This is a genomic window from Micromonospora sp. CPCC 206061, assembly GCF_036906915.1.
In the GTDB taxonomy this organism is placed as follows: Bacteria; Actinomycetota; Actinomycetes; order Mycobacteriales; family Micromonosporaceae; genus Phytohabitans.
Map to the genome: position 1 here is coordinate 40,935 of NZ_JBAKHX010000043.1, position 23,062 is coordinate 63,996.

24 protein-coding genes and 1 pseudogene are annotated in these 23,062 nt (G+C 67.0%); 12 read left to right on the forward strand and 13 right to left on the reverse strand.

The window, feature by feature from the left end:
- Window positions 1-31: 31 nt before the first annotated feature.
- Both V6V89_RS25550 and V6V89_RS25555 read left to right on the forward strand, forming a co-directional pair.
- The gene (locus tag V6V89_RS25550; protein ID WP_334621873.1) at window positions 32-937 is read left to right on the forward strand and encodes a cellulose binding domain-containing protein; all 906 of its coding nucleotides are present in this window, start codon (window positions 32-34) and stop codon (window positions 935-937) included.
- 276 nt (window positions 938-1,213) lie between these two features.
- The gene (locus V6V89_RS25555; protein ID WP_334621874.1) at window positions 1,214-2,653 is read left to right on the forward strand and encodes a non-reducing end alpha-L-arabinofuranosidase family hydrolase; all 1,440 of its coding nucleotides are present in this window, start codon (window positions 1,214-1,216) and stop codon (window positions 2,651-2,653) included.
- Window positions 2,654-3,010: 357 nt separating this feature from the next.
- Here V6V89_RS25555 and V6V89_RS25560 read toward each other — a convergent pair whose 3' ends face one another.
- The 3 genes from V6V89_RS25560 to V6V89_RS25570 form a co-directional block, all read right to left on the reverse strand.
- Window positions 3,011-3,400: a hypothetical protein gene (locus V6V89_RS25560; protein ID WP_334621875.1), complete on the reverse strand. Its 390-nt coding sequence runs from the start codon at window positions 3,398-3,400 to the stop codon at window positions 3,011-3,013.
- A 153-nt stretch (window positions 3,401-3,553) separates the two neighbouring features.
- The gene (locus V6V89_RS25565) at window positions 3,554-4,405 is read right to left on the reverse strand and encodes an MBL fold metallo-hydrolase (protein ID WP_334621876.1); all 852 of its coding nucleotides are present in this window, start codon (window positions 4,403-4,405) and stop codon (window positions 3,554-3,556) included.
- A gap of 398 nt (window positions 4,406-4,803) precedes the next feature.
- Window positions 4,804-4,935 (reverse strand): hypothetical protein, encoded by a 132-nt coding sequence (locus V6V89_RS25570; RefSeq protein ID WP_334621877.1) that lies wholly within the window; start codon window positions 4,933-4,935, stop codon window positions 4,804-4,806.
- Between the two features lie 45 nt (window positions 4,936-4,980).
- On the opposite strand from V6V89_RS25570, the gene V6V89_RS25575 reads away from it, so the two are divergent.
- The 3 genes from V6V89_RS25575 (at window position 4,981) to V6V89_RS25585 (ending at window position 7,785) form a co-directional block, all read left to right on the forward strand.
- Window positions 4,981-5,292, forward strand: coding sequence for a hypothetical protein (locus V6V89_RS25575; RefSeq protein ID WP_334621879.1), 312 nt, complete (start codon window positions 4,981-4,983; stop codon window positions 5,290-5,292).
- 258 nt (window positions 5,293-5,550) lie between these two features.
- Complete coding sequence (locus V6V89_RS25580; protein ID WP_334621880.1) at window positions 5,551-6,510, forward strand: LysR family transcriptional regulator; 960 nt, start codon at window positions 5,551-5,553, stop codon at window positions 6,508-6,510.
- Between the two features lie 54 nt (window positions 6,511-6,564).
- The gene (locus tag V6V89_RS25585) at window positions 6,565-7,785 is read left to right on the forward strand and encodes an MFS transporter (protein ID WP_334621881.1); all 1,221 of its coding nucleotides are present in this window, start codon (window positions 6,565-6,567) and stop codon (window positions 7,783-7,785) included.
- Window positions 7,786-7,876: 91 nt separating this feature from the next.
- Here the strand turns inward: V6V89_RS25585 and V6V89_RS25590 are convergent, their stop codons facing one another.
- Both V6V89_RS25590 and V6V89_RS25595 read right to left on the reverse strand, forming a co-directional pair.
- A complete protein-coding gene (locus V6V89_RS25590) occupies window positions 7,877-9,061 on the reverse strand; it encodes a PQQ-dependent sugar dehydrogenase (RefSeq protein ID WP_334621882.1) in 1,185 nt (394 codons plus the stop codon).
- A gap of 123 nt (window positions 9,062-9,184) precedes the next feature.
- Window positions 9,185-9,745 carry a helix-turn-helix domain-containing protein gene (locus V6V89_RS25595; RefSeq protein ID WP_334621883.1) on the reverse strand — a complete coding sequence of 187 codons (561 nt, stop codon included), beginning with the start codon at window positions 9,743-9,745 and terminating at the stop codon, window positions 9,185-9,187.
- Between the two features lie 60 nt (window positions 9,746-9,805).
- Between V6V89_RS25595 and V6V89_RS25600 the strand changes: the two genes are divergently transcribed.
- On the forward strand, window positions 9,806-10,714 hold the full coding sequence (locus V6V89_RS25600; RefSeq protein WP_334621884.1) for an alpha/beta hydrolase family protein: 909 nt from the start codon (window positions 9,806-9,808) through the stop codon (window positions 10,712-10,714).
- A gap of 349 nt (window positions 10,715-11,063) precedes the next feature.
- Here V6V89_RS25600 and V6V89_RS25605 read toward each other — a convergent pair whose 3' ends face one another.
- Window positions 11,064-11,486 carry a hypothetical protein gene (locus V6V89_RS25605; protein WP_334621885.1) on the reverse strand — a complete coding sequence of 141 codons (423 nt, stop codon included), beginning with the start codon at window positions 11,484-11,486 and terminating at the stop codon, window positions 11,064-11,066.
- 314 nt (window positions 11,487-11,800) lie between these two features.
- The gene (locus tag V6V89_RS25610) at window positions 11,801-12,592 is read right to left on the reverse strand and encodes a maleylpyruvate isomerase N-terminal domain-containing protein (protein WP_334621886.1); all 792 of its coding nucleotides are present in this window, start codon (window positions 12,590-12,592) and stop codon (window positions 11,801-11,803) included.
- Window positions 12,593-12,860: 268 nt separating this feature from the next.
- Between V6V89_RS25610 and V6V89_RS25615 the strand changes: the two genes are divergently transcribed.
- On the forward strand, window positions 12,861-13,712 hold the full coding sequence (locus V6V89_RS25615; protein WP_442935213.1) for an NmrA family NAD(P)-binding protein: 852 nt from the start codon (window positions 12,861-12,863) through the stop codon (window positions 13,710-13,712).
- 115 nt (window positions 13,713-13,827) lie between these two features.
- Here the strand turns inward: V6V89_RS25615 and V6V89_RS25620 are convergent, their stop codons facing one another.
- Complete coding sequence (locus V6V89_RS25620; protein WP_334621888.1) at window positions 13,828-14,151, reverse strand: reverse transcriptase N-terminal domain-containing protein; 324 nt, start codon at window positions 14,149-14,151, stop codon at window positions 13,828-13,830.
- A gap of 363 nt (window positions 14,152-14,514) precedes the next feature.
- Here V6V89_RS25620 and V6V89_RS25625 point away from each other — a divergent pair, with 363 nt between their 5' ends.
- Entirely contained in the window at window positions 14,515-15,261 is a 747-nt protein-coding gene (locus V6V89_RS25625; protein WP_334621889.1) for a class I SAM-dependent methyltransferase, read from the forward strand.
- A gap of 161 nt (window positions 15,262-15,422) precedes the next feature.
- Here V6V89_RS25625 and V6V89_RS25630 read toward each other — a convergent pair whose 3' ends face one another.
- The gene (locus tag V6V89_RS25630) at window positions 15,423-15,848 is read right to left on the reverse strand and encodes a DUF6924 domain-containing protein (protein WP_334621890.1); all 426 of its coding nucleotides are present in this window, start codon (window positions 15,846-15,848) and stop codon (window positions 15,423-15,425) included.
- A gap of 249 nt (window positions 15,849-16,097) precedes the next feature.
- Here V6V89_RS25630 and V6V89_RS41830 point away from each other — a divergent pair.
- A pseudogene (locus tag V6V89_RS41830) lies at window positions 16,098-16,274 on the forward strand (phosphotransferase); the annotation flags it as partial.
- Here the strand turns inward: V6V89_RS41830 and V6V89_RS25635 are convergent.
- The 3 genes from V6V89_RS25635 to V6V89_RS25645 all read right to left on the reverse strand — a co-directional run bounded on the left by V6V89_RS25635 (window position 16,239) and on the right by V6V89_RS25645 (window position 17,886).
- Complete coding sequence (locus V6V89_RS25635; RefSeq protein ID WP_334621891.1) at window positions 16,239-16,376, reverse strand: hypothetical protein; 138 nt, start codon at window positions 16,374-16,376, stop codon at window positions 16,239-16,241. The pseudogene V6V89_RS41830 and the gene V6V89_RS25635 sit on opposite strands and share 36 nt — an antisense overlap.
- Before the next feature lie 173 nt (window positions 16,377-16,549).
- Window positions 16,550-17,305: a TylF/MycF/NovP-related O-methyltransferase gene (locus V6V89_RS25640; RefSeq protein ID WP_334621892.1), complete on the reverse strand. Its 756-nt coding sequence runs from the start codon at window positions 17,303-17,305 to the stop codon at window positions 16,550-16,552.
- A gap of 113 nt (window positions 17,306-17,418) precedes the next feature.
- A complete protein-coding gene (locus tag V6V89_RS25645; protein ID WP_334621893.1) occupies window positions 17,419-17,886 on the reverse strand; it encodes a transposase in 468 nt (155 codons plus the stop codon).
- A gap of 65 nt (window positions 17,887-17,951) precedes the next feature.
- Between V6V89_RS25645 and V6V89_RS25650 the strand changes: the two genes are divergently transcribed.
- The 3 genes from V6V89_RS25650 to V6V89_RS25660 are packed head-to-tail and all read left to right on the forward strand — an operon-like array spanning window position 17,952 to window position 20,945.
- Window positions 17,952-19,154, forward strand: a complete 1,203-nt coding sequence (locus V6V89_RS25650) for a nucleotide sugar dehydrogenase (protein WP_334621894.1) — start codon at window positions 17,952-17,954, stop codon at window positions 19,152-19,154.
- Window positions 19,151-19,927 carry a glycosyltransferase family 2 protein gene (locus V6V89_RS25655; RefSeq protein ID WP_334621895.1) on the forward strand — a complete coding sequence of 259 codons (777 nt, stop codon included), beginning with the start codon at window positions 19,151-19,153 and terminating at the stop codon, window positions 19,925-19,927. The genes V6V89_RS25650 and V6V89_RS25655 overlap by 4 nt, the downstream gene beginning before the upstream one ends.
- Window positions 19,920-20,945: an NAD-dependent epimerase/dehydratase family protein gene (locus tag V6V89_RS25660; protein WP_334621896.1), complete on the forward strand. Its 1,026-nt coding sequence runs from the start codon at window positions 19,920-19,922 to the stop codon at window positions 20,943-20,945. Before V6V89_RS25655 ends, V6V89_RS25660 begins: the two co-directional genes overlap by 8 nt.
- 292 nt (window positions 20,946-21,237) lie before the next feature.
- On the opposite strand, the gene V6V89_RS25665 is transcribed toward V6V89_RS25660, so the two are convergent.
- A complete protein-coding gene (locus V6V89_RS25665; protein ID WP_334621897.1) occupies window positions 21,238-22,449 on the reverse strand; it encodes a hypothetical protein in 1,212 nt (403 codons plus the stop codon).
- Window positions 22,450-23,062: the final 613 nt, after the last annotated feature.

Sequence of the window (23,062 nt, forward strand, 5' to 3'; positions counted from 1 at the left end):
AAACGTACATGTGGTCAATACCATCCTCGGCATGCGTGCCCGCCGCGTCACCGCCGTCACCCTCCTCGCCGCGCTGCTGAGCCTGCTCGCCGTCGACGTCGCCCGGGCCGACGATCCGCCGAGGCTGACCACCCCTGGTGTCCCGGTCGTGCTGGCCAACGAGCCGCACGCCCTCACCTTGACCTGGGCGCCCGCGAACTGGGCCACCGACCCGCCCGGCGAGGACCCGATCATCTACGAGGTGCGGGCACTGCTCGGCGCGAACGTCTATCGCAACCTCGGCAGCACGAGCGCTACCACCCTCACTGTGACCGACCTGGCACCCGGCACCGAGTACCGGATCGCGATCGGCGCGTACGCGATCAACGCCTACTCCGACAACTCGCCCGAGATCAACCTCCGCACCGCGTACGGCCGGGCGAAGGTCAGCTACCTCAACCTGGACTGGTCCCCGGCGAACAACCAGATCCATTACGCACTCCAGATCGTCAACACCGGCAACGAGCCGCTCGATCTCAACCACGTCCTGGTGCGCTACCACCTGACCTTCGAGGGCGGCAACACCGACCTGGTGCTGAACTGCGACTGGGCGGCGCTCGGCTGCGACCGGGTCCGGCGTACCCTGCAGTACTTTCCGCCGCCCGCGCCACCGCCGCCGCCCAGCGGGCCGAGCGGCACACCGACGCCGACGCCGACCGCCTTTCCCCCACCAGGTACGCCGATCCCGGGTTGGGTGGAGCTGACCATCCCCGGTGCGGTCCTCGCCCCCGGCGCCTCATCCGGACCGATCTTCCTGCGCTTCCACCGGCAGAGCTGGAGCGCCATCAACGAGCGTGACGACCGAAGCTGGCGGGCCGCCACCGGCGCATGGGTCGAGAACGGCCGGATCACTCTCGACCTCGACGGGGTGCGCGAGTTCGGCGACACGTCCTCCTGAGCGGCGCGGCCGTCCCGATCACTATCGACGACCGGCCCTTCGGAGTGCTGGGGACTCAAGGTGAGACCGCATCACGCGTGGAGCCATGCATGGAGCTATTCGACGTCCAGTAGGCGGAGCAGGCTGCTACGAGGACTCCACGTCGGGCGGTGCCCATGCCGGCGCCGCACCCTCGAGCATGATGCCCCGAAACAGTCTTTGCGTCTATCGATTCTTTCTGACACACTGCAATATCGGTCTATATCGATGCCGATGCCTCTGCGTGAAGGAGTGCTCATGAGTCGGTTGCTGAGGCTTTCGGTCATGCCGGTGGCGGCGGTGCTGGCCGCCGCCGGTGTGGTGCTCGCGCCGAGCGCCCACGCGCAGTCGGCGCGGTACGAGGCGGAGAACGCCGCATGCGAGGGCACGATCGAGTCGAACTACTCCGGATTCTCCGGCAGCGGCTTCTGCAATCCCCCCAACCGGGTAGGAGTCGGGGTGCAGTTCACCGTGCACGCCGGCAGCCCCGGCACCTTCACGATTGGCGTCAAGTACGCGAACGGGACCGGCATCAACCGGCCGGCGGTGCTCAGCGCCAACGGCACCGTGGTCCAGTCGGGAGTGCCCTTCGAGCCCACCGGCGCCTGGAGCCACTGGGCGATCACAACAGTCTCGGTGCCCGTGCAGTCGGGAAGCAACACGATCCGGCTCGCGGCCGCCACTGCCGACGGCCTGGCGAACATCGACTACCTCGAAGCGGCGAGAGCCGGCAGCAGCACCCTGCCGTCGCGTTTCCAGTGGAGCTCCACCGAGCAGCTGATCGCGCCGAAACCGGACGCCACTCACAACATCGTGTCCGTGAAGGACCCGTCGGTGGTATACCACAACGGCAGATACCACGTGTTCGTCAGCGTCGTGAACACCAATCAGTCCTACAGCCTGGCGTACCTGAACTTCACCGACTGGTCGCAGGCCGACGACGCGCAGCTGCACTTCCTCGACACGACCGCGATCGGCACCGGTTACAAGGCGGCGCCACAGGTGTTCTACTTCGCGCCGCAGCAGCGGTGGTATCTGATCTACCAGATCGGCAACAACGTGGCCTACTCGACGACCTCGGACATCGGCAATCCGCGGTCGTGGAGCTCGCCCACGCGGTTCTACTCGGGCACGCCGCGGATCGTCCTGGACAACATGGGCAACGGCCAGTGGCTGGACTTCTGGATCATCTGCGACACCGTGAACTGCCACATGTACTCCTCCGACGACAACGGCCAGCTGTACCGCGCACAGACCACGGTGGCGAACTTCCCGAACGGCTTCTCCAACCCGGTCATCGCCATGCAGGACTCCAACAAGTTCTGGCTGTTCGAGGGCGTCAACGTGTACCGACTGGGCGCCGCGAACGAGTACCTGCTGCTGGTCGAGGCCATCGGCGAAGGCCGCCGGATGTTCCGATCCTGGACCGCCTCGAGCGCCTCCGGACCCTGGACCCCGCTGGCCGACACCAAGGAGAACCCGTTCGCCCGCCACAACAACGTCACCCACGAAGGCAGCGACTGGACGAACGACTTCAGCCATGGCGAGATGATCCGCAGCGGCATCGACCAGAACCTGGTCATCAGCCCCTGCAAGCTGCGGTTCCTGTACCAGGGCATGAACCCCAACTCGACCGGCCCGTACAACCTCCTGCCCTGGCGGCTGGGCCTGCTGAGGCAGACCAACTCCAGCTGCTGACGCGGTCTGGTCGATACATCGATGGAGGGAGCACTGATGTCTCCCCATCTCGTTGGGGATGACCCTGGCTGGATGGACCATTCCCGCCCGTCGGAAGTCAGCAAGGATGAACGGTCACGTGGCATGCGATGCCGCTGATTCAAGGGAGGCCCATCATGCGCACCGTCAAACGACTCATCATCGTCGTAGCCGCCGCCGTGGCTACGTTGCTGGCCTGGCAAACCGCTGCCGCAGCGGCGTCGACGGTCGAGTACGCGCTGCTCTGAACCGGCACCCTTACCTGCGGCGACCACAGCACGGTCTTGCGCGAAGGCCCGATACCCTCATCGCTGTCTCGGTGTACTGGATTCAGACAGATCACTGACTTCGGCAAACATCTAAGATCGACCACCCATCCGGGTCACCGCCCCAGTTCGTCGAAACCGGGTTGAATACGTATTCGAACCAGGCCAGGCCGACCGCGAGGACCGATGTGATGATTACGCGGACGAAGCCGCCAGTGCGTGTGGTCCGCAGTTGCCGAGCGGTCGGCATGAGGACCGCGAGCAGTACCAGATTTATGAAGGCGAAGAACCCGGCGGTGAATCGGCCGGGTCCGTCGTAGTTGGAGATGAAGTACCGCCCGTCGGCGTCGTCCGGCGTGGCCGCGGCGTAGGCGGCGGAAGCGGTGTCGGCCACGCCGGCCCACCACAGCAGCGGACCGACCAGGACCATCAACACCAGGAGCACCCACCGGCCGGCGACCATCGCCGGAGTCTACGGCGTGACAGCCTTTTTCGTCCGGCCCCTGCGTGCACACAAGGGCCACCACCTCGCCGGAACGTGCAGGCATCCGCTTACCCGCTACGGCGGTGTCTCATCGGCTAAATCAGGCAGCACTCGTTCGACGCGATAAGGCCATCACGTCGCTGACGGTCGCGGCTGTTCGGGTGGGACCGTCCCCTCGGCAGCCGCCATCCACTGGTCGAGGTCGGCCTGCGTGAACTCCTGCCACGGCGGAATGTCAGGAAGCTGGCGGAGGAGATCGAACGCCTCCGCGATCCGGCGCCCGCGCAGAACCGGCGAATGGCAACCAGCGATGACCTCAGCGTCCAGCCGCTGAATGTCGTCCACCACCGCCCCGAATTTCTGGTTATCCAGCAACCCGGACCACGGCGAGACCAGGCGACCGCCAAAAAATTGACCATCCCGGAACTCCGCGTCCGACAGCTCCTCGACTTCGGGCATCGGAGCGGGCACGTTCGTAGCGAAGGTGTCCACCGACCACAAGACACTGGTCTTCTGGTCGAACAGGGCACGAGTTGTCGGATTGTCGTACAGCGGAGGCCGCTTCGCGACCAAGGTCCGGTCGCCCACGTCAACAGCGTCGCCATCGTTGACAAAGCGACACCGGTTGATAGGCGTCTCCCACTCCTCGGCCATGCGCCCAAGCGAGAACCAGGTCGTCAGCAGCGTCGCGTTCCGGCATGCCGCGAGGACCGGTAAGAGATTGCCCGCGTGGTCACGATCGTCGTGAGTGAGGAAGATCCACCGCACGTCCAGCGGATCGACAATGGACCAGGCGGCCTCCAACCACTGCGGCCGCACCGCCGGCGCCCCGGTATCCACGAGCACCGGCTCGGCGCCGCGAATCACCATCGAATTCATCGGGAAATGACCGACGGGCGGAGCCTCCAGAGCCCACGGGATAACGAACGTCTCCTCGGCGATCTGGTATGGCTGGAGGAGGTTGAAGGTCTCCATGGTTGTCATCGCCGCACCCCCTATAACGGAGTCGCCTCGCCGCCTTTGAATCCAGTCCAGTCCTCTGGGCCTCGGACGTCAAGAGCCCTACGCCGCCGGCCGGGAAAGAAGCCGCGACCAGCATCCACCTCCACTACAAAACAGCTTTATCGAGCACTATCGGGTCGATTGTCACGGCCGCGAGGTCCTCACCCCGTTCTGGACGTATGTCGGTTCTCCTTTCACCAACCTTGGCCTACTTTGCGGCTGCAATTGCGGACGTCTAGAGTCGCCGCGCTCGCTCAACGGCCGCACGAGGCTGCAGCCGTGTGCTGTCCCAAGACCGTCTGGACGAAGCGTTGTATCTCGCGCGGGCCCGGGGATCGCTGCCGCCGCTGGTCGACGGATCAGCCGCCGTGCGCGATGAACTACCTTTGGCGGATCATCGGTACCGCGAGGAACTGATCGAGATTCATCGTCGCGATGAAGCGGACATCGCTGGCCAAGGCACTGTCATCGGCTAGATCAGGGTGTTCGCGGCAGATGCGGATGTCGTCCATCAGGGGAACGTTGTATCCACTCGGGGTGAGACGCATGCTGTCTTGATGTCCCGTCTGACCGAGGCTGAGTTCCTGGCGACCATGGATCCACATCCTGCACGGATCGGGCAGGACGACGCGCCGCCTTTCGACTTCTGGGCCTACTTCGACTCGATTCCCGACGAGGACTTCGGCGGTCACGACTTCTCGGACGGCACGGTCACGGACGCCCTGACGATGCCTGCTACCAACTTCCAGCACGTGCTCATCCGATGCGAGACCGCGAACGTGTTCCTCGTGCTGATCCTTGACCTGCGGCAGCGTCGGGTCTACGGCCATCATCTGCTCGATCTGAGAAAGCTCTACGGCCTGATTTGAGTGGCAGAGCCACACAGGCAACCCAGAGCGGCTGCGGGCCAGGTCGATGGCGAGTCAGGTGCACGTTTCCACAAATTGGAGACACTCGGGGCCTAGAAGTGGTCCGACCAGCCACGAGCTCGTTGGCTAAGTCGAGTTGCCAGCGTGCCGACTTCACCCTCTCCCCACGTGCGGCCCGGTCCAACACCTGAAACACGAAGATCCACGCAGTCTGGTTGTAGACCGCGAGCGCCTCCCGGGTCTGGCAGGATCTTGGCCATGGCGGACGAGCTGGAGTTCCGGCTGCTGCGGCACTTCGTCGTCGTCGCGGAGGAGCTGCACTTCAGCCGGGCGGCACAGCGGCTGTTCGTCGCGCAGCAGGCAGTCAGCCGCGACATCCGACGGTTGGAGGAGCGACTCGGCGTGAGGCTGCTCGACCGGGACACCAGGCAGGTGACGCTCACCCCGGCTGGCGTCCGGCTCCTGGTCCGCGCCCGCCAGTTGCTCGCCCTGCACGACGAGACCGTGCGCGAGGTACGCGCGGGCACGGCACCGTTGTTCGTCAACGTGGTGGGGCAGAAGCTGACGCCTGCGCTCATGCTGGCCGCCGCTCGGCAGGCCGCACCGGCGGTAGAGTTCGCGGCGACGTTCCATGCCCGGCTGGGGACGGTTGTACCGCTGCTCCTCTCGCACCAGCTCCACGTCGCGTTCGGGCGGTCGCCCGGCAACCTCACCGAAGACCTCGCGCACAAGCTCGTGCGCTGGGAGCCCCTTGCCCTCCTGCTGCCCGAGGATGACCCGCTCTCGACCCGCGACGCGATTGCGCTCAGCGAGCTTAGCGGGCTGACGCTCTGCCTCCACGCGGGCAACCAGGCCTCGCCCGAGTGGACAGACGCCGGCGCTCAGCTCGCCGCCGCGGGCGGGGCCCTGCTTGAGCCCGAACACCCACCGGCGTACGGCGTGGACGAGATCGCCCACCGCATGCGCCGCCACGGCACGCGCGTTCTGGCGCTTAGCTCGCAGCCAGCGATCCCTGGCGCGGTCCTGCGCCCGATCGTCGATCCGGTCCCGCTGTACCCGTGGAGCATGCTCTGGCGGTCGGACCTGCGCCACCCGGGACTGGACGCGCTGGTGGCGGCGGCCCGGCGGGCCGCACGCGACGAGCGCTGGCTGGAGCTACCCGCCGGCGCCTGGCGGCCCGAGCCCGAAGCACGGTTGGTGACAACAAAAACGCGTTGATCCTGCGCGAACAGGTGTTGGACCAGTGCGTGGCCGCTCGCCGACCGTGGAGCCATGCCATCCGCCTTCGCCCGCCTGTGGACTGCCCAATCAGCGTCCGACCTCGGCACGTACGTGTCGTTCGTAGCGCTGCCCCTCGTAGCCGTCGTCGAACTCGACGCGTCCGCCACCGAGTTGGGGTTGCTGGTCGGCGCGGGCACGGCCCCGCTGGCGTTCGCGTGGCCGCTGTTCGGCGTGCTCGCCGACCGGGTCGACCGCCGGCGCATGATGGCCGTCACCTACGCCGGGCGGGCCCTGCTGTACACCTGGGTGCCACTGGCCGCCGCAACCGGCGTGCTGACGATGACCCAGCTGGTGGTCGCCTACTTTCTCGCCACCCTCCTCAAGGTGGGCTTCGATGTCGCCGCGCCCGCCCTGCTGCCTGCCCTGGTGAATCGGAACGGCCTCCTCGCCGCCAACAGCCGGCTGGAGGCGACCCGTTCACTGGCGATGGCCGCCGGACCCGCACTGGGCGGTGCACTCGCTGGCGTGATCAGGCCCAGCGCCGTGATCGCCCTGGACGCCGCCGCCTACCTGACCGCCGCCGTGCTTGTCGTCACGATCCGCCCACCGGGACCGGTAGCGCCGCACACCCGCGCGCCGCGCGCAGGCGTCCTCCGGGAGATGCGCGACGGCATCGCGGCGGTACGCCACCATCCGCTGCTGCGCCCGATGGCCACCTCGTCCGCGCTCCTGAACGCCTTCTACGCACTGCGCACGCCACTGGTCACCCTGTACGTCGTCCGCGACCTCGGCATGCCACCCGCCGCGCTCGGCGCCATCCTCGCCGCGGCCGGACCCGGCGCGCTGCTCGGCTCGCTCACCGCGGCGAAGGTCGGTGCCCGGCTCGGCTTCGGCCGTACGATCGTCGGCGCCGCCCTCCTCGCCGGGGCGCCCGTCCTCCTCGTACCACTCGTCACCGGCCGCGGCCCGGTCTCCCTCGCGGCGCTCGCCGGCAGCGCGCTGGTCGTCGGCTTCGGTGTGCAGGTCTACAACGTCACCCTCGTCGCCGGCCGCCAGGCAATCACCCCCGACCACCTACTCGGCAGGGTAACCGCCACCTTCCGCTGGGCCGCATGGGCGGCGACACCGTTCGCCGCCGCCGCGAGCGGACCGCTCAGCGACACCGTCGGCGTGCGCACGGCGATCGGGATCGTCGGCGCCGCCCTACTCCTACCGGCCCTCCGCCTCATGGCCTCAGGGGTGCACCACGCCGGTCAGATAACCCGTCTCTGATCCGTCGGGACGCTTGGCGCGAGCTGGGCTCTCGCGGTCAGAAGCATCGATGCCGCGCTCATGGCCCTCTGAGGACCGGATCGCTGCGGCGTCAGGTCCGGGGTGTGACGCGTAGCAGGCGGTCGTCGGTGCCGTTCGAGGTGGTGATGTAAAGGGCGCCGTCCGGGCCTCCCCGCACACCGCGCAGGCGGCCGTAGGCGTCGTTGAGTTCGGTCGGCAACGCCAGGTCGGTCACCTGGTCGCCAGCCTCGTCAAGCTGGAACAGCAGGGTCTTCTGCCCGCGCAGCGCGACGACGGCCAGCCGGCCGTTCAGCGGGCCCCACTGCGTGCCGCTGAGGAACGCGGCCCCGGACGGCGCCTCTGTCGAGGTCTGGCCCGATGTCCACAGCGGCAGGACCGCGTCGGGAAAACGTTCGACGTCGGTCATCGGCACGCTCTCGTCGTACGTCTGAACGGTGCCGCCGCGCGACGGGTCCCAGCCGTAGTTGCCGCCGGGACGGATGCGATTCATCTCGTCGAACCCGCTCGGCCCGTGCTCGGCGGTGAACACCTGACCCGACCCGGGCCGCACGGCGACGCCTTGGACGTTGCGGTGGCCGTAGCTGTAGACGCGCCGCTCGTTGGCGTCGGACGACGACGAGAACGGGTTGTCCGGCAGGCCCTCGCCGGTGCGCAGGTCGACGCGCAGCACCTTCCCGCCCAGGCTGCGCCGGTCCTGCGGGTGCGACGGCCGCGCCACGTCGCCGGTGCCGACCAGCAGCGCGCCGTCCGCGGCGATCGCCGGTCGGCAGCCCGAGTGCCGGCCCGTGCTGATCGGGAGCCCGGTCAGCAGATCGCGCACCCGGGTTGCCGCCGCCGCGTCCGGCGACAGCCGCCAGGTGACCAGGCGCACGTCCACGGGCAGACCGTTCTCCTGGCGAGTCTGACAGGTGGTGAACTCGCGAGTCTGGGCGAAGTCCGGATGGATCGCCAGGCCCATCAGCCCGCCCTCGCCGGCGACGAACACATCGGTGAGGTCGGCCCGCACCTCGTTCGCCGTGCCGCCGGCCACCAGCCGGAACCGGGCCGGCCGCTCGGTGAGCAGGATGCGCCCGTCCGGCAGGAAGCCGATGTCCCATGGGTGCTCCATCCCGGCCACGACGGTCTCCACGGCCAGGCCTCCCGCCTGGGGCCGGGCGGTCACGTCACCGGCTTCCGGCGAGCCGCCGTCGCAACCGGCGACGAGGCCCGCCGCCAGAACGGTGGCCAGTGTCCGGTGCCAGCGCATGATCGCCATGGCGTCCTCCAAGCTTTGAGACGGCGTGTAGTTAGCGGTTGTCGAGCTGCATCCTGGAACGGCGCCGCCCCGATCGAGGCATCCTCCCGGCGACGAGCGGATCGCGGCATGGGCGGATGCCCGTTACGTGGCCGCGTCGGGGTGCAGGACCATCGCGAACGTCGTCCGGTGCCGCCGCCGGCCACCTGTCCGTGCCCGTAGGGGGCGCAGCAGGTCGGTGATCGCGGCGGCGAGCTGGCGCGACTCGGCCGGGGTGACCCAGACCGGAATCTGCTGGTATACCACGCCGTCGCGGTTGGGGGCGGCGCCAGTGGTCCGCAGGTACTGCTCGAACCCAGCGACCAGCGCGCCGACGAACGCGGCGAAGTAGCGCTGGTGGTCGGCAGGGGAGGCGGCGTCGAAGTCGCGAGGGCCGAGGGCGACCGCAGTCTCGACCACCGTGTACGTGCGCTGCGTGCCGCCGCGCACCCGATCCTCGCGCGTCACTCGCAGCACCCCCGCATCCACCAGGCGCCCGACGTGTCGGTAGAGCGAGGCCTGCGGGATGTCGCTGAGTTCGCCGCTGAGCTGGCGTGCGGTCAGCTCGCGGTCCATGAGCGCGTGCACGATACGCAGCCGGACCGGATGCAGCACGGTCTCCACGATTCCAGCGCCGGGTCGCGCCGGGGCGGCGTTGATTCTCACGATCGAGAATGTTAGCTTGTGCCTCGATGATTCTCAGAAGTGAGAATGAAGGGAGGATCGTTGCGGGAGCAGATTGTCGAGATCCCGGCCGCGGGAGCGCTGTTGGCCGGCACGCTCACCCGACCCGACTGGGACGGCCGCCACCCGTCCGCGTTGCTCATCAACGGCTCCGGGCCGATCGACCGCAACTCCGCTATGCCCGGGATGGCGCTGGGACTGGGCCCGGCGCTCGCGATGGCACTGGCCAACCAAGGCTGCGTCTTGCTGCGCTACGACAAGCGGGGCGTAGGCGCATCGGGCGGGGACTACCTGAGCACCGGCTTCCACGACGAGTGCGGCGACGCCGCAGCCGCACTCGCCGCGCTGCGTGCCCACCCTGCGGTGGACCCGGAGCGGATCTTCGTAGTCGGGCACTCGACTGGAGCGGTGTTGGCGGCCAACCTCGTACGGGCCGCTCCAACGCCCACCGGGTATGTACTGCTCGCGGGTGCCGCACAGCCTGGCGAACGAGTGATGGCCTGGCAGAGCGACCGGATCGCGACCACGCTGCCACGCCCGCTGCGGCCGTTCGGCCCGATACTGGCGCGCCGTCAGGCCCGCGAGCGCGACCGGGTCCGCGGGTCCACCGCCGACCGGCACGACCGGATGCCGCGCTCGCGCCTCACCGACCGATGGCTGCGCGAGTACATGGCCCACGACCCGGGTCCGGATCTGGCCGCCATCGACCGGCCGGTGCTGGCGATTACCGGCAGCAAGGACGTCCAGGTCGACCCGGCCGACGTGGCGCACATCGGCCGGCTCGTGACCGGTCCGTTCGACGGCGAAGTGCCGACCGACCTCACCCACCTGCTACGCCGCGACCCCGGGCCGCCGGGACTGTGGCGGTACCGAAGTCAGCTCACCAGACCGATGGACGGCTGGGTCACCGAGCGCATCGTGGCGTGGGCACGGGTCCGTCTCGCGAGCTGAACGTCCCGCGAGCCCGCCATGCCGGGTGGACGACTTCCGGCGAAATCTTGTCGCTACGGATTGCCGCTGCACCTCAACACACGCGTTCGAGCACTCGCTGTATCTCGTTGATGACCAGCCCGGGCTCGGCGCTGTGGATGGCGTGGCCAGAGGCGACGTGGCCGGCAAAAAGTCTTCGGTCGGCCATGGCGGCGGGAGCTCGCCCAGGTTGGTCGCGGCGAGGACAAGCACGGCCCTTCCCGTTCGGGATCAGGTCAAAAGCTCGGCCTGGGTCGGCGGCCTGCTCCTGGACGCCACCTCAGCACCAGCGACCTTCCTGATCGCCGGCCCCGCCGGCATCCTCGCGCGGTCAGTTCTGCCGGGTGAAGCTCATCTCCATCCACGGCTGCCAAGTCCGGCCGTCCTGCGAACGCTCCCAGAACGCGGTCATGGTCGTGCCGTCGTCGCCCAGCCGCACGGTCGCCCGCGCCGACTCGTACGCGAAGGTCCACACGCCGTCCTGGACCGTTGCGGTCATCTCGCTGTACACACCCTGGTTGTCGAAGGAACGCATCGGGAACGGCCCGCCCTCGGGCGAGGCGGCATCGCCGATGAACTCGATGACCCGCACCTGCTCCCCGCCAATCGTGACGTCAACGTCGTGAACCAGAAAGCCGTTCCCGGGAAACCACTCATACTCGTCGGTCCCAACGATCGGCAGGCCAGGCGCCGGCAGCGTGCGCCCCCGCGACTGCCAACGACCAACGAACACATCCAAATCCCTGCCTGTCATGTGTGCTCCTTGCCTGTAGACGACGACGTTCAGTCGATCACGAGGGTGACTTCACCTTGGTACCATGACCTGACTCGTCCCGTTCGCCGCCGGCTCGCGGGCATAGTCGCTGTGGTCGCCCAGGTGGACGTGTTGCAGGTGGGCAGCTGTGCTGGCCCGCTGTCCGATCCGAAACACCGGCTCCGACGTCCCAGGCAGATAGACCCGCCAGTGCGAGCCCCGGTGGCCGCAATCGCCCGCATCGCGCCGGTGTCGGCTGGGCGGTTCCGGTTCCCTACGCCCTCGGGGCGTAGGAGATGGTGCATCGTCACGTCCTACTCATCCGGGTCCCAAGCGATGAGCAGGTCGAAGTGACGTCGGTCGCCGTCTAGCTTCAGGGAGTCCAGCGGAATGCGGCCGTAGAAGAGCAGCACCAGTTCACTGGCCGCGCCCCGGGCGGCCGCGTCCGGGTCCTCGCCGCAAGCGGTGGCGGGCATTGTGCCGGGTATGGGGAGGCTGCCAGCCCGTGCGCCGTCGGCGGAGAGCCAGAGGCGCCACGAGCGGCCCTCGGTGGCGTGGTAATCGACGACAGCCGGCTCGTGCGGCCAGGCGGTCGTCGTTGCGCAGCAGGTGGACAGGAACTCCTCGACACCGTCGAGTGCCACCTCCTCCGGCAGCGGCTGCGGCGTGCCTACGGTGAGTTGGGCGTCGTAGGTGTGCACCGCGATCTCCTGGAGCTGATGCCGGGCGACGGCACCACAGGTCTGCGGCGACTGCGACGTACCCCACCACGTCCAGCAACCACGATCCGGGCCGGCCTCCCGCAGTGCGACCAGAAGCTCCTGCGTCGATACGGCCAACCAGGCCAGCAGGGCCTCGCGCTCCCGAGGCGCAGCCGGGGCACCTTCCGATGTGGACTTGGCTGCGGCGGTAGGCCCAGCGGCAATGGTGGCGGCCCAGGAGCGGCGCCCCTCGCCCAGGTGCTTCACCAGATCGAAGAGCGTCCACTCGGGGCAGGTCGGCACCTGCGCGTCGAGGCTGGGCGCGGAGGCGACCGCAGCGCGGAAGGCGGTCGATCGTTCGTCGATCAGCCGCAGAACATCGGGAAACTCCAGGGTCTTTTCCACTGTGGCTGTCTATCACCGCGCGCTGCCAACCGGACAGTAGATTTTCATAGCCGGCGACGTAAGCGCGCAGCCAGCATGGGCCGCGCACCTTCGAATGAGGCGGTGCCCTCAGGATGACGCCGGCTCAGGCGGCGGGGTCGAAGTGGTCGAGATCGCGCTGGTCAGTTGGTACAGCACCTGACGGCCGCTCCGGCCGGCCAGTGTTTGACCTGAACCTTGGTTGATGTACGAGAGTCGTGTCATCGAACGGCTAGACGAGGAGATTCCGATGACACAGTCCAGCATCCTGGTGACCGGCGCGACGGGAAATGTCGGCGGCGCGGTGGTGACCCAACTGCACGCGGCGAACGTGCCCGTGCGGGCGCTGGTGAGAGGGGAGGCGGACTTCCCGGAAGGTGTGCAGGCGGTACGCGGCGATCTCGGTGATCCCGCGTCGTTGGACACGGCTCTGGAAGGCGTCGATTCGGTCTTCCTGGTGTGGCCGTTCCTGAGCGCCGATGGCGCGTCGGACGTGATCGACGCGATCGGGAAGCGCGCCCGACGGGTGGTGTACCTGTCGTCCGAAGGGGTCGGGAGCGGGCAGGAGAAGCCGGGCGAGGCGATCACCATGTTCCACACGGAGCTGGAGCGGCTGATCGAGGCATCGGGCCTGGAGTGGACGGCGCTGCGGCCCACTGGATTCGCGAGCAACACGCTGGGCTGGGCGGAGGAAATCCGCACTACCGGTACGGTACGGGCGCCGCTGGCAAGGCTGGCCCGCCCGCTGATCCACGAGGCGGACATGGCCGCGGTCGCCGTTCAGGCGCTAACGACCGACACCCTGCTCGGCTCCCGCCCCCTGATCACCGGCCCCGAACTGATCACCCAGGAACGGCAGGTGGCGCTGATCAGCGAGGCGATCGGGCGTCCGGTGCGGTTCGAGGAAATCGCACTGGACGAGGCCATCGAGCAGATGAAGGCCGCGGGCTACCCGGCAGAGCTGGTGGAGGCCGTAATGCCGGCCCAGGCGGAGATGCTCGACAAACCGGAGCCCGTCAACGATGAAGTGGAGCGCATCACGGGCACTCCGGCCCGATCCTTCCGGGAGTGGGCGGTGGACCACGCGGCGGACTTCCGCTGAGAGGGACGTCAATACACACCTCGTGGATGTGGTGTGGGAGGCCAGTGCATGTCATGCCTACTCGATGTAGCCCATCTCGGGATCGACCTGCGAGAGGAAGGTACGTATCACTACCTCATGGTGGGCCATGCTTGATCTGTCCGCGTATCCGAAAATCTGCCTCCATCCGGGCGCGGGAGGTCAACGCGGCCTGCCCGTCCACCCCAGCGGTCGCGCGACCAGCATTGAGCTGCGTCACCTGCCGCACGCTGACCAGCGTGTTCGACAAGCTCCGCAGCATCATCTTCTGCAGGTTCCTGACCGCAGCCAGGTCCCCGACCTTCGACGCCTTGAAGATCCTTTGCCGTAGCCGCCGTACTTGTCCCTCGTGCACGGGCCACGCGACCGTGTCCCAGCCGAGGTCCTCGTCCTCCGGTCCGTTCGCTCCGAGAGCCGCCATCGCTGTTCAAAGGCTCACCCGCCACACGTCAGCCTGCTTTCGCAGCCGGGCGGCAGGCCCGGTCTCCGGCCAGTTACACGTGAACCCACCGGCGAGAAGGGCCGATGTGTCACGCGATCTCGCCTTCCCGCTGCCTTTCAGCTGCCGGCGTTCGCTTCTTGGGCGTCCTGTTCCCGCCACGGGATTCCGCCTCCCTCACGGTCGGCCTACCACCACACCACACGTGATGGACCTGACGGGGTTTCCACGTTCCGCACGCATGAGACTCGACCGGGCCGGGTGCCAGCTTTACCCCGGGAGCAGCAGGTTGCGAGCGGTCTGCGGCAGTTGAGGAAGTCTCGGTTCTAGTATCCTGGTGCCGTCATGAATGAGGCTGATTTCTATACAGGTCTAGTTGTTGAGGCGTACGCGAGGCTCAAATCTTCGGATTTCGACCCCGAGCCATACGTCGCATTCGTCGAAGCCACAGGGCAACCAGCGTTGGAGATCGGGTGCGGGGATGGTAACCCCCTCCTCACGCTGCGACGTCGAGGTTTGGAGGTCGAAGGTGTCGACTCCTCCGCTGACATGCTCGAACGGTGTCGGCTCAACGCCGCAGCGCTCGGCGTAGACGTCATTCTCCATCGACAGCTGATGCAGGAACTGGCAGTACCCCGACGGTTCCGTTCCATCTACCTCGCGGGTCCCACCTTCAACCTCCTGCCCGACGACACGACTGCCCTGCAGACGCTACGTGCTATCCGCGACCACCTGACCGAGGACGGTGTGGCGCTCATACCTCTGTGGATCCCCGGGCCCACACCGCAGGAGGAACTGGGGGTTGCCCGTGAGGCTGTCGGGGAAGACGGCGCGCTCCTGCGATACACACCCGTCTCGGAGAGCTATGACAAGGCCGCACGGACCCGCACCACCATGACACTCTACGAGCGGATCACTCCGGTAGGTTCCGAGAAGGCCGAACGTGAATGGATCCTACACTGGTACTTCCCCGAGCAGTTCCGGTCGATGTGTGCAGAAGCCGGCCTCCGCATCATCCGACTCGTGGATAGCGAGGGCAGACCAGTCACTCCGGCGGCAACGGATTTCACCGTTAGCGTTCAGCGTCAATAGCGAAGCCGAATCGCATTCATCGCCCCGCTTCGACACGGTCAACTTAGCATGATCGAGGGCGCTCACATCGGCATGACCGAGCGTCGGGCCTTCAGATCTCCATAACGTTAGGCAACGATCGACCAGCGGCAGATCCGCGCTCGTTACCGTGGAGATCGGGGCTACACGCCGTCGAAACCGCGATAGGTGCCGGACTCGTCCACTGCGTCGGCGAACTCGTTGAAGTCCATGTTTGCGATGCTGAGGTTGGCCGAGACGTCGGCATACCATCGGGGCGGCACTCGGAACGTCCGACCGGGCTCGTCGTACAGATCGACAGCGAGCAGCGGGCGCTCGGGGTCGCTCATGGTGGTTGCATCCGCAATGAATAGGTAGGTCAGCTTGTCGTCGTCGGCCGCGGCTGTGTCGGCATCGACCAGGGCCTGCATGGTGACGCCGAGGAAGCGGTTGTCGCTGACATAGGTCGCACCGTCGGTGCCTATGACGGTCTGGATCTCCACCCAGGCAGCGTCGTCCGTGAAGTCGGTTCGCAGGACGAGCGAGCTCAGATCGTCTGGTTGAGGCAGCGACAGCACGCCGACGATCATCCCATCTTCAAGGCGTCAAACTCGCGCGGTGCTGCCGAACCACGTCCCCGACATCACCGCATCCGGACGTCGACCGGCAACTGCTCCTCTCCAGGAGACGAGCGCATTGCGGCTAAATGCGGACGCCGTTCAGGATGAGGTGTTGATCCATACTGGCCGGGTGGAAGGTGAACAGCCCGGACACGCGGTGGATGTTCCGCTTCCCGCGGGGAGGATGACGCCCGGCGTCGTCCGGCGGGGCGGGCGGTTGCTGCGCCCGATGGGCTCTTGGTCCGGCGCCGTGCACGAGTCGTCTCACACGGCGACCTCGGCCCGTGGAACACCGTCTACCGTGGCGGCGTTCCCGTGGCTTTCATCGACTGGGACTGCGCCGGCCCAGTTGGTCGCCGCCTACTGGCGCACCAACCTGACCATGCGGTGATCTGATTGCGGCTCGCTGGCGGCTTGTCGGTGCTGGCGTAGCGGTTCGGCCAGGTCGCGGGCCTGGTCTGGGGTGAGCTGGATGGTGACGCCGAACTCGGCGCCCATCTGGCCTACCGCGAAGACCGCGCCGACACCTACCGGCGACTCAACGCCGAAGAGTGCTTCATCCAGGTGCCGTGACGGCGCGGACGTCCGTCACGCGCCTGGAGGAACTGCGACCTCACCGATTACCACCGGCTTTTCACCCGTGGATCGAAACTTTGTCACCTGCATACCGTCTACGGTTTGACCGCGATCCGCCCTGGCCCGATGGGTACCAGTAGTAGGGGTGCGCCGGTTTTCTCGACGAATTCGTCGACCGCTTGCCGAGCGCCCTGGAACGTACCATAGTCATCGATGATCAAAACACCACCGGATGCCAGTCGTTCGTAGAGGGATTCGAGCTCATGGCGGGTGGATTCGTACCAGTCCGTGTCCAGGCGCAATATCGCGATCTTGTCCGGAGCCTGCGCGGGCAACGTCGACTCAACGGCGCCCTTGACGTAATGAATCCTGTCCTGTGGGTACGGAATCGCCTCGAAACCCTGCTTTACGTCCTCGAGGCTTGCGATTGCCCAGATCCTCGCCGTTTTCGGTTGGCTGGCCAGCAGATCGGCGGCCGGCCTGCCGCCGTAGGTGCGATCCTTATCGGTCGGCGGTGTCATTCCCTCGAAGGTGTCGAAGAGGTAGAGATCGCGCGACGTATCGCCGATTGAGAGCAGCGTCCGCGCGACCACATGCATGCTGCCGCCCCGCCATACCCCGCACTCCACGATCGCGCCGGAGATGTCGTGCTGCACGACGTACCGGGTGGCGAGGTAGAGAGCGTACGACTTTTCCTTCCGCGTCATCGTATATGGACGTGCGGAACGCAGAATAGGGCGCGCCATCTCGTCGTAGTCGGCGGGAAACTCAGCCTTGGGGGCTCCGTTGCGGACGATCATGTATCCCGTAGTCTTCGCGAGTGCATCATTGACGCGGGTACTCCATTGCATGGCCGACATGCTACTTCTGGACCTCGCGGCACCGCCAGCCTCACACGCTCATCCATGTGGGCTACGGGACGGTATTTGATAACGTGAAAGTGCCCCTGATTTGCCACTGCCGGTTAGCGTCGGTGATCTCGTCGTCGAGCCAGACGAACGACCGTCCTGCCGCCCGCCGCGTTAGTGGCACGGTCTTCCAGTGCACCCATTTTGCGGTCGTCATCGGCGTCGGATCTCGTCAGTCGCCGCCACTCAACCTGCAGGCGGCGGATCTCGTCCCGGCCGTGGGCCCCGGGCGCGGGTGTGTCGTCGCCGGCGGAGACCTGCTGCCACGGAATTGCTTCGAGCTGCCGGTACAGGCCGGGCTGGTTCCGTTTCACGATACAGATGTAGGCGGCGTTGTTCGTGTGGACGAGCCAGTCGGCGTGCTCGTGTTGGGTGTGCAGCGCGTCCGCCGTCAAGACAGTCCGGGTCAGGTCGAGGCCGCGCCGCAGCGACCGGAACGCGGTGATCTCGTTGGTCTTGCCCGCGACGTGGACCTGGCCGAGCACCGCCCCGGTGGCGTGGTCCATCACCGCGAGCAGATGCACCTGACCGCCTGGTCGGCCGCGTGGGCGCTGTCCTGTGCGGGGCGTGACCGGCATAATCCGGTCCTATGGTCGAAGCAACACAATTCACCACAGACGTCTGCATAGTCGGCGGATGTGGCCGGGTCGGTCTTCCTCTCGGCATCGCACTGGCGTCGCGCGGCTTGTCGGTGGCGCTGTACGACATCAACGCTGCCGTAGTCGACACGGTCAACGCAGGGCGGCTGCCGTTCGAGGAGGAGGGCGCCGGTCCGGTTCTGGCCGAGGTGGTGGCCGACGGCCGGTTGCGGGCGTCGGCCGACCCGGTCGCGGTGGGCTCCGCCGAGCACGTCGTCGTGGTGGTCGGTACGCCGGTCGACGAGCACCTGAACCCCGATCCGGGCGCGGTGCCGAGGGCCTTGGAACGCTGCGCCGACCAACTCCGTGACGGGCACCTGGTCATGTTGCGGTCCACTGTGTACCCGGGTGTGACAGCGCTCACCGAGAAGTTGCTGGCCGGCAAGGGCATCGATGTCGACGTGGCGTTCTGCCCGGAGCGGATCGCCGAGGGGAAGGCGATGACCGAGCTGTTTGAGCTGCCGCAGATCGTCGCGGCCCGTACGCCGCGGGCGGTGCAGCGGGCTGAGAAGGTGTTCCGGCACCTGACCGACCAGATCGTCACGCTGGAGCCGGAGGAGGCGGAGCTGGCCAAGCTGTTCACTAACACGTGGCGCTATATCAAGTTCGCCACGGCCAACCAGTTTTGGATGATGGCCAACGACTTCGGACTGGATTACGCGCGGATCCGGCACGCCATCACGTACGACTATCCGCGCGCGGCCGACCTGCCGATGCCGGGATTCGCGGCCGGGCCGTGCCTGTTCAAGGACACGATGCAGCTGGCGGCGTTCAACCGCAACAACTTCGTGCTGGGTCATTCGGCCATGCTGATCAACGAGGGCCTGCCGCTCTATCTGGTGTCGCGGCTGGAGGAGCAGTTCGACCTGCCGTCTGCGACGGTGGGCATCCTGGGTATGGCGTTCAAGGGTGGCAGCGACGACCCGCGCGAGTCGCTGGCATACAAACTACGCAAGATCATTTCTTTGAAGGCGCGGGAGACACTGTGCACCGACCCGTACATCGCCGACGACCGGTTCCTGCCCCTTAACGAGGTGCTGGACCGGGCGGACCTGCTGGTGATCGCCTGCCCGCATGCGCAGTACCAGGACCTAGTCACGGACAAGCCGGTGATCGACATGTGGGGCCTCACCGGGCGGGGCGTGCGGGTATGAAGGTTCGCGTCTCGGTGGTCATCCCGGTCTACAACGAGGGCGAGGCGATCCTGCGCTACCTCGACCGGATCCTGCGCGACGTGATACTGCCTGCCGAGATCCTGATCGTGCACGACATGCCGGAGGACACCACCGTGCCATACGCGGAGCAGGTCGCCCGCGTCGACCCGCGCGTGCGTCCGCTGCTGAACACCTACGGGTTCGGCCCGGCCAACGCGATCCGGTTCGGCATCGACCAGGCCCGCGCCCCGGTGGCGGTGGTGACCATGGCCGACGGGTCGAACGACCCGCGGCAGATCGACGACCTGGCCCGTCTGGTCGCCCGGGGCGTCGCCGTGGCGGCCGCGTCGCGGTACATGCCTGGCGGGCAGCAGGTCGGCGGCCCCCGGCTGAAGCGGATGATGTCGCGGTGGGCGGGGCGCTCGCTGCACACGTTCGCCCGGGTCGGCACGCGCGACGCGACGAACAGCTTCAAGGCGTACGACACGCAGTTCGTCCGCGACGTCGGCATCGAGTCGCGCACCGGCTTCGAGATCGGCCTGGAGTTGACCGCCAAGGCCACCCGGCTGCGGCTGCCGGTGGCGGAGATCCCGACCATTTGGCTCGACCGGCAGCTCGGCGAGTCGCGCTTCGACCTCGGCCGGTTCCTGCCCTCTTACCTGAAGTGGTATTTCTTCGCCTTCGGCCGCAAGCTGACCGCGGCGAAGATCGTGGCACAACGTGAGATCCCATCGGAAGAGCAGATTCGTGAGGAGAGCAACGCAGTTGGCTAAGATCCTGGTAACCGGTTCGGCCGGCTTCATCGGCGGCTACGTGGTCGAGGAGCTGCTGGACCGCGGCCACGAGGTGGTCGGGCTGGACAACTACTCCAAGTACGGCCCGGTCACCCACAGCTACGACGGCAACCCGCGCTACCACTTCGTCGGGGGTGACGCCCGCGACGTCGACCTGATGACGAAACTCCTCACCGACTGCGACCACTTCATCGCCGGCGCCGCCATGATCGGCGGGATCTCCTACTTCCACACGTACGCGTACGACCTGCTGGCCACCAACGAACGCATCATGGCTGCCTCCTGCGACGCGGCGATCGCCGCGCACCGCGACGGGCGGCTGCAGAAGGTCACCTACATGTCCTCGTCAATGGTGTTCGAGTCAACCACGCACTGGCCGTCGGCCGAGGGCGACGAGCGGACCATCCCACCGCCGCTGTCCTCATACGGCTTCCAGAAGCTGGCCGTCGAGTACTACGCGCGGGCAGCCTGGGAGCAGTACCAGCTGCCATATACGATCGTGAGGCCGTTCAACTGCGTCGGCGTCGGCGAGGGGCGCGCGCTGGGCGAGGCCGAGGTGCTCTCCGGCAACGTCAAGCTCGCCATGTCACACGTGGTGCCCGACCTCGTACAGAAGATCGTCAAGGGCCAGGACCCGCTACACATCCTCGGCGAGGGCCACCAGGTACGCCACTACACGTACGGCGGCGATCTGGCCCGCGGCATCGTCACCGCGATGGAACACCCGGCCGCGGTCGGCAAGGACTTCAACCTCTCCACCGCCGAGTCCACCACCGTGCTAGAACTGGCCGAAGTGATCTGGCGCAAGATCAAAGGCCCCGACGTCCCGTTCCGCTACGTCTGCGACAAACCCTTCGAATACGACGTCCAGAAGCGCGTCCCCGACGTCCGCAAGGCCCGCGAGGTGCTCGGCTTCGAGGCGACCACGTCACTCGACGACATGCTCGACGAGGTCATCCCCTGGGTCACCCAAGCCGTCAACGACAACCGACTCTAGGCTCACCGGCTCTCCTCGCTCCCCCGCCGATCAGCCCAGGACCAACGAACGATAGGCAACCTCGTCGACAACGGCCTCGGCGAGCGGCGCGCACTGGCCCTTAATCGGGCCTGGGTGTGTCCTGCTAGAAGGGGTCATCGCAAGTCGGCAGATTGGCGCATATCGCGACGATGACGTTGGCGGGCAGGTCGCAGATGACGGTCACTGGGCGTGGTCGAATTGGCTCGGCTGGAAGGCTCTAGTTGCGCCACCGCCCATCGCCATCGGCCGCCGCGACGACGGCGCCCATGCGTCAGCGCAGACGGTCACATGGGAGCCGGACTGTCCCCCAGATATTGTGCCGGGGACCGGACAACACGACGATCGAGCTCAGAGACGGCTCGGCCTTGCATCGCACGGTGGCCTGTCGCACCTGCGCCGTCCATGACGGCACGCGCTTGGTGCGCGTGCTGTCGAGCCGATAGTTGGCCAGCGAGACGACGACCAGCAGCGTCGAGAGCGCGACGATCGGAGCGGCGGCGGTCGGCCGCGTCGGGCGCATCAGCGCAACAAGCACCACGATTACTAGCGGCATCGACGCCACCAGATAACGATCGGGCACACTGCCGATGAGCGTCACCTGGACGCCGAAGATGGCGACCGCATGCACGCTTGCCACCGCGGCCAAAGGCCAGACCGGCAGGCTCCGCCGAGATACGGCCACGCCGGCAGCGGCGACCACCACGCCCCACGCCAGCAGGATCAGCGCCAGGTGCTCACCATGATGCACCACCTTGCCTCGGATCCACGCCTCGCCGAGAACCGAGACCGGAAGCTGGACACGCACGAACTCATGGATTACCCACAGAGGATCAATTCGCAGGTAACCGATGCCCCCGCGGTCCGCATCGCCGGCGGCCAGGCCGGCCAGCTGGAAAGCGACACCCGCGAAGAGAGCGCCAGCAAGGAGCACACCGGCGCGGTCACGGCGCAGGGCGACACGCGCCACAGCCAGGGGAATCAGTGCCACGACCAGCGTCGTTGAAAGTGCTATCAGCAGGGCGACTACCGGCGCACCAATCCTCGCGAGGCGGCGAGTCTGAACTTGCAAGAGAAGCCAGAAGAGCGCGTACAACGCGGGAAACTGCAAGGTGGCGACGTTGTTCGCAGCGGCGCCATGCGCGACGAACTGCACCACAAGCGGCGCGGCGACGAGCAACCGCAAATACGAATCGCGGAGGTGCGCAGCACTGGCCCCATATACGAGAACGGCCAAGGCCACCGTGGACAGCACCGCCCACCACGTGTTAATCGCCGCCCACCAACTGACCGGGAAAAGAGTGGTCACCTCGGCCAACAGTCGCGCATAGAGATGGTAATAGCCGTTCAGAGACGTGGTAATGGCATCGAGGGATGCCAGATTGGCAGCATCCCCCAGGAAGTCGTGCCCATCCTCCGCCCAAATCGAGTCGAGCGCACCCGGCCCTCGCCCGCGCCCCACCGAGTAAGCAACGCCGGCGAACACGGCACCACCCGCTAGCCAGAGCTTGCGCCGCGTGAGCGGACGCGCCGGCGCCAACGGAAACAGCGCGTCGGCCCACCGGCTCCGCCAGCCAGCTCCAACGGGGCCGGCCGCGCCAACCTGAGTCGGAATCGACCCCGACTGACCAGCCGATCGCAGAGTCACATCCACCGGAGACAGCTCGACGCCCATATCACCCCGCACTATGACCGACGAAACATCGATTTAAACGACGGCGCCAGTCAAGTAGTTGCGGCCTATAGGACAAATTCCTAACGTCTCCCGGATGCGGCGCCACGCGGACCGCCGCCTGCGAGCACCGCCACGCACCAGCGAGGCAGAACCGCCACCCGAAGACACCGCGGTTCCAATGTGGTCGCGTAAGCGATGCTCATGCATCCGCCTCGCAGTCCGCCAACGTTTGGGCACGTACAGAAATCAACCCGCCGCGCGAATTCATCATCGGCGTTCACGCTGGAGACCCAGCAACTGCCCGACTCATCCAACCAGTCGCGTTTCCCGTTGACCCTGCTGCTGCCCAGCCGGGAATATCGGGACTGTCAAGATAACGGTGTAACTGGATCTTGCTAACTGTCTACTTGCGACCGGCGGACAG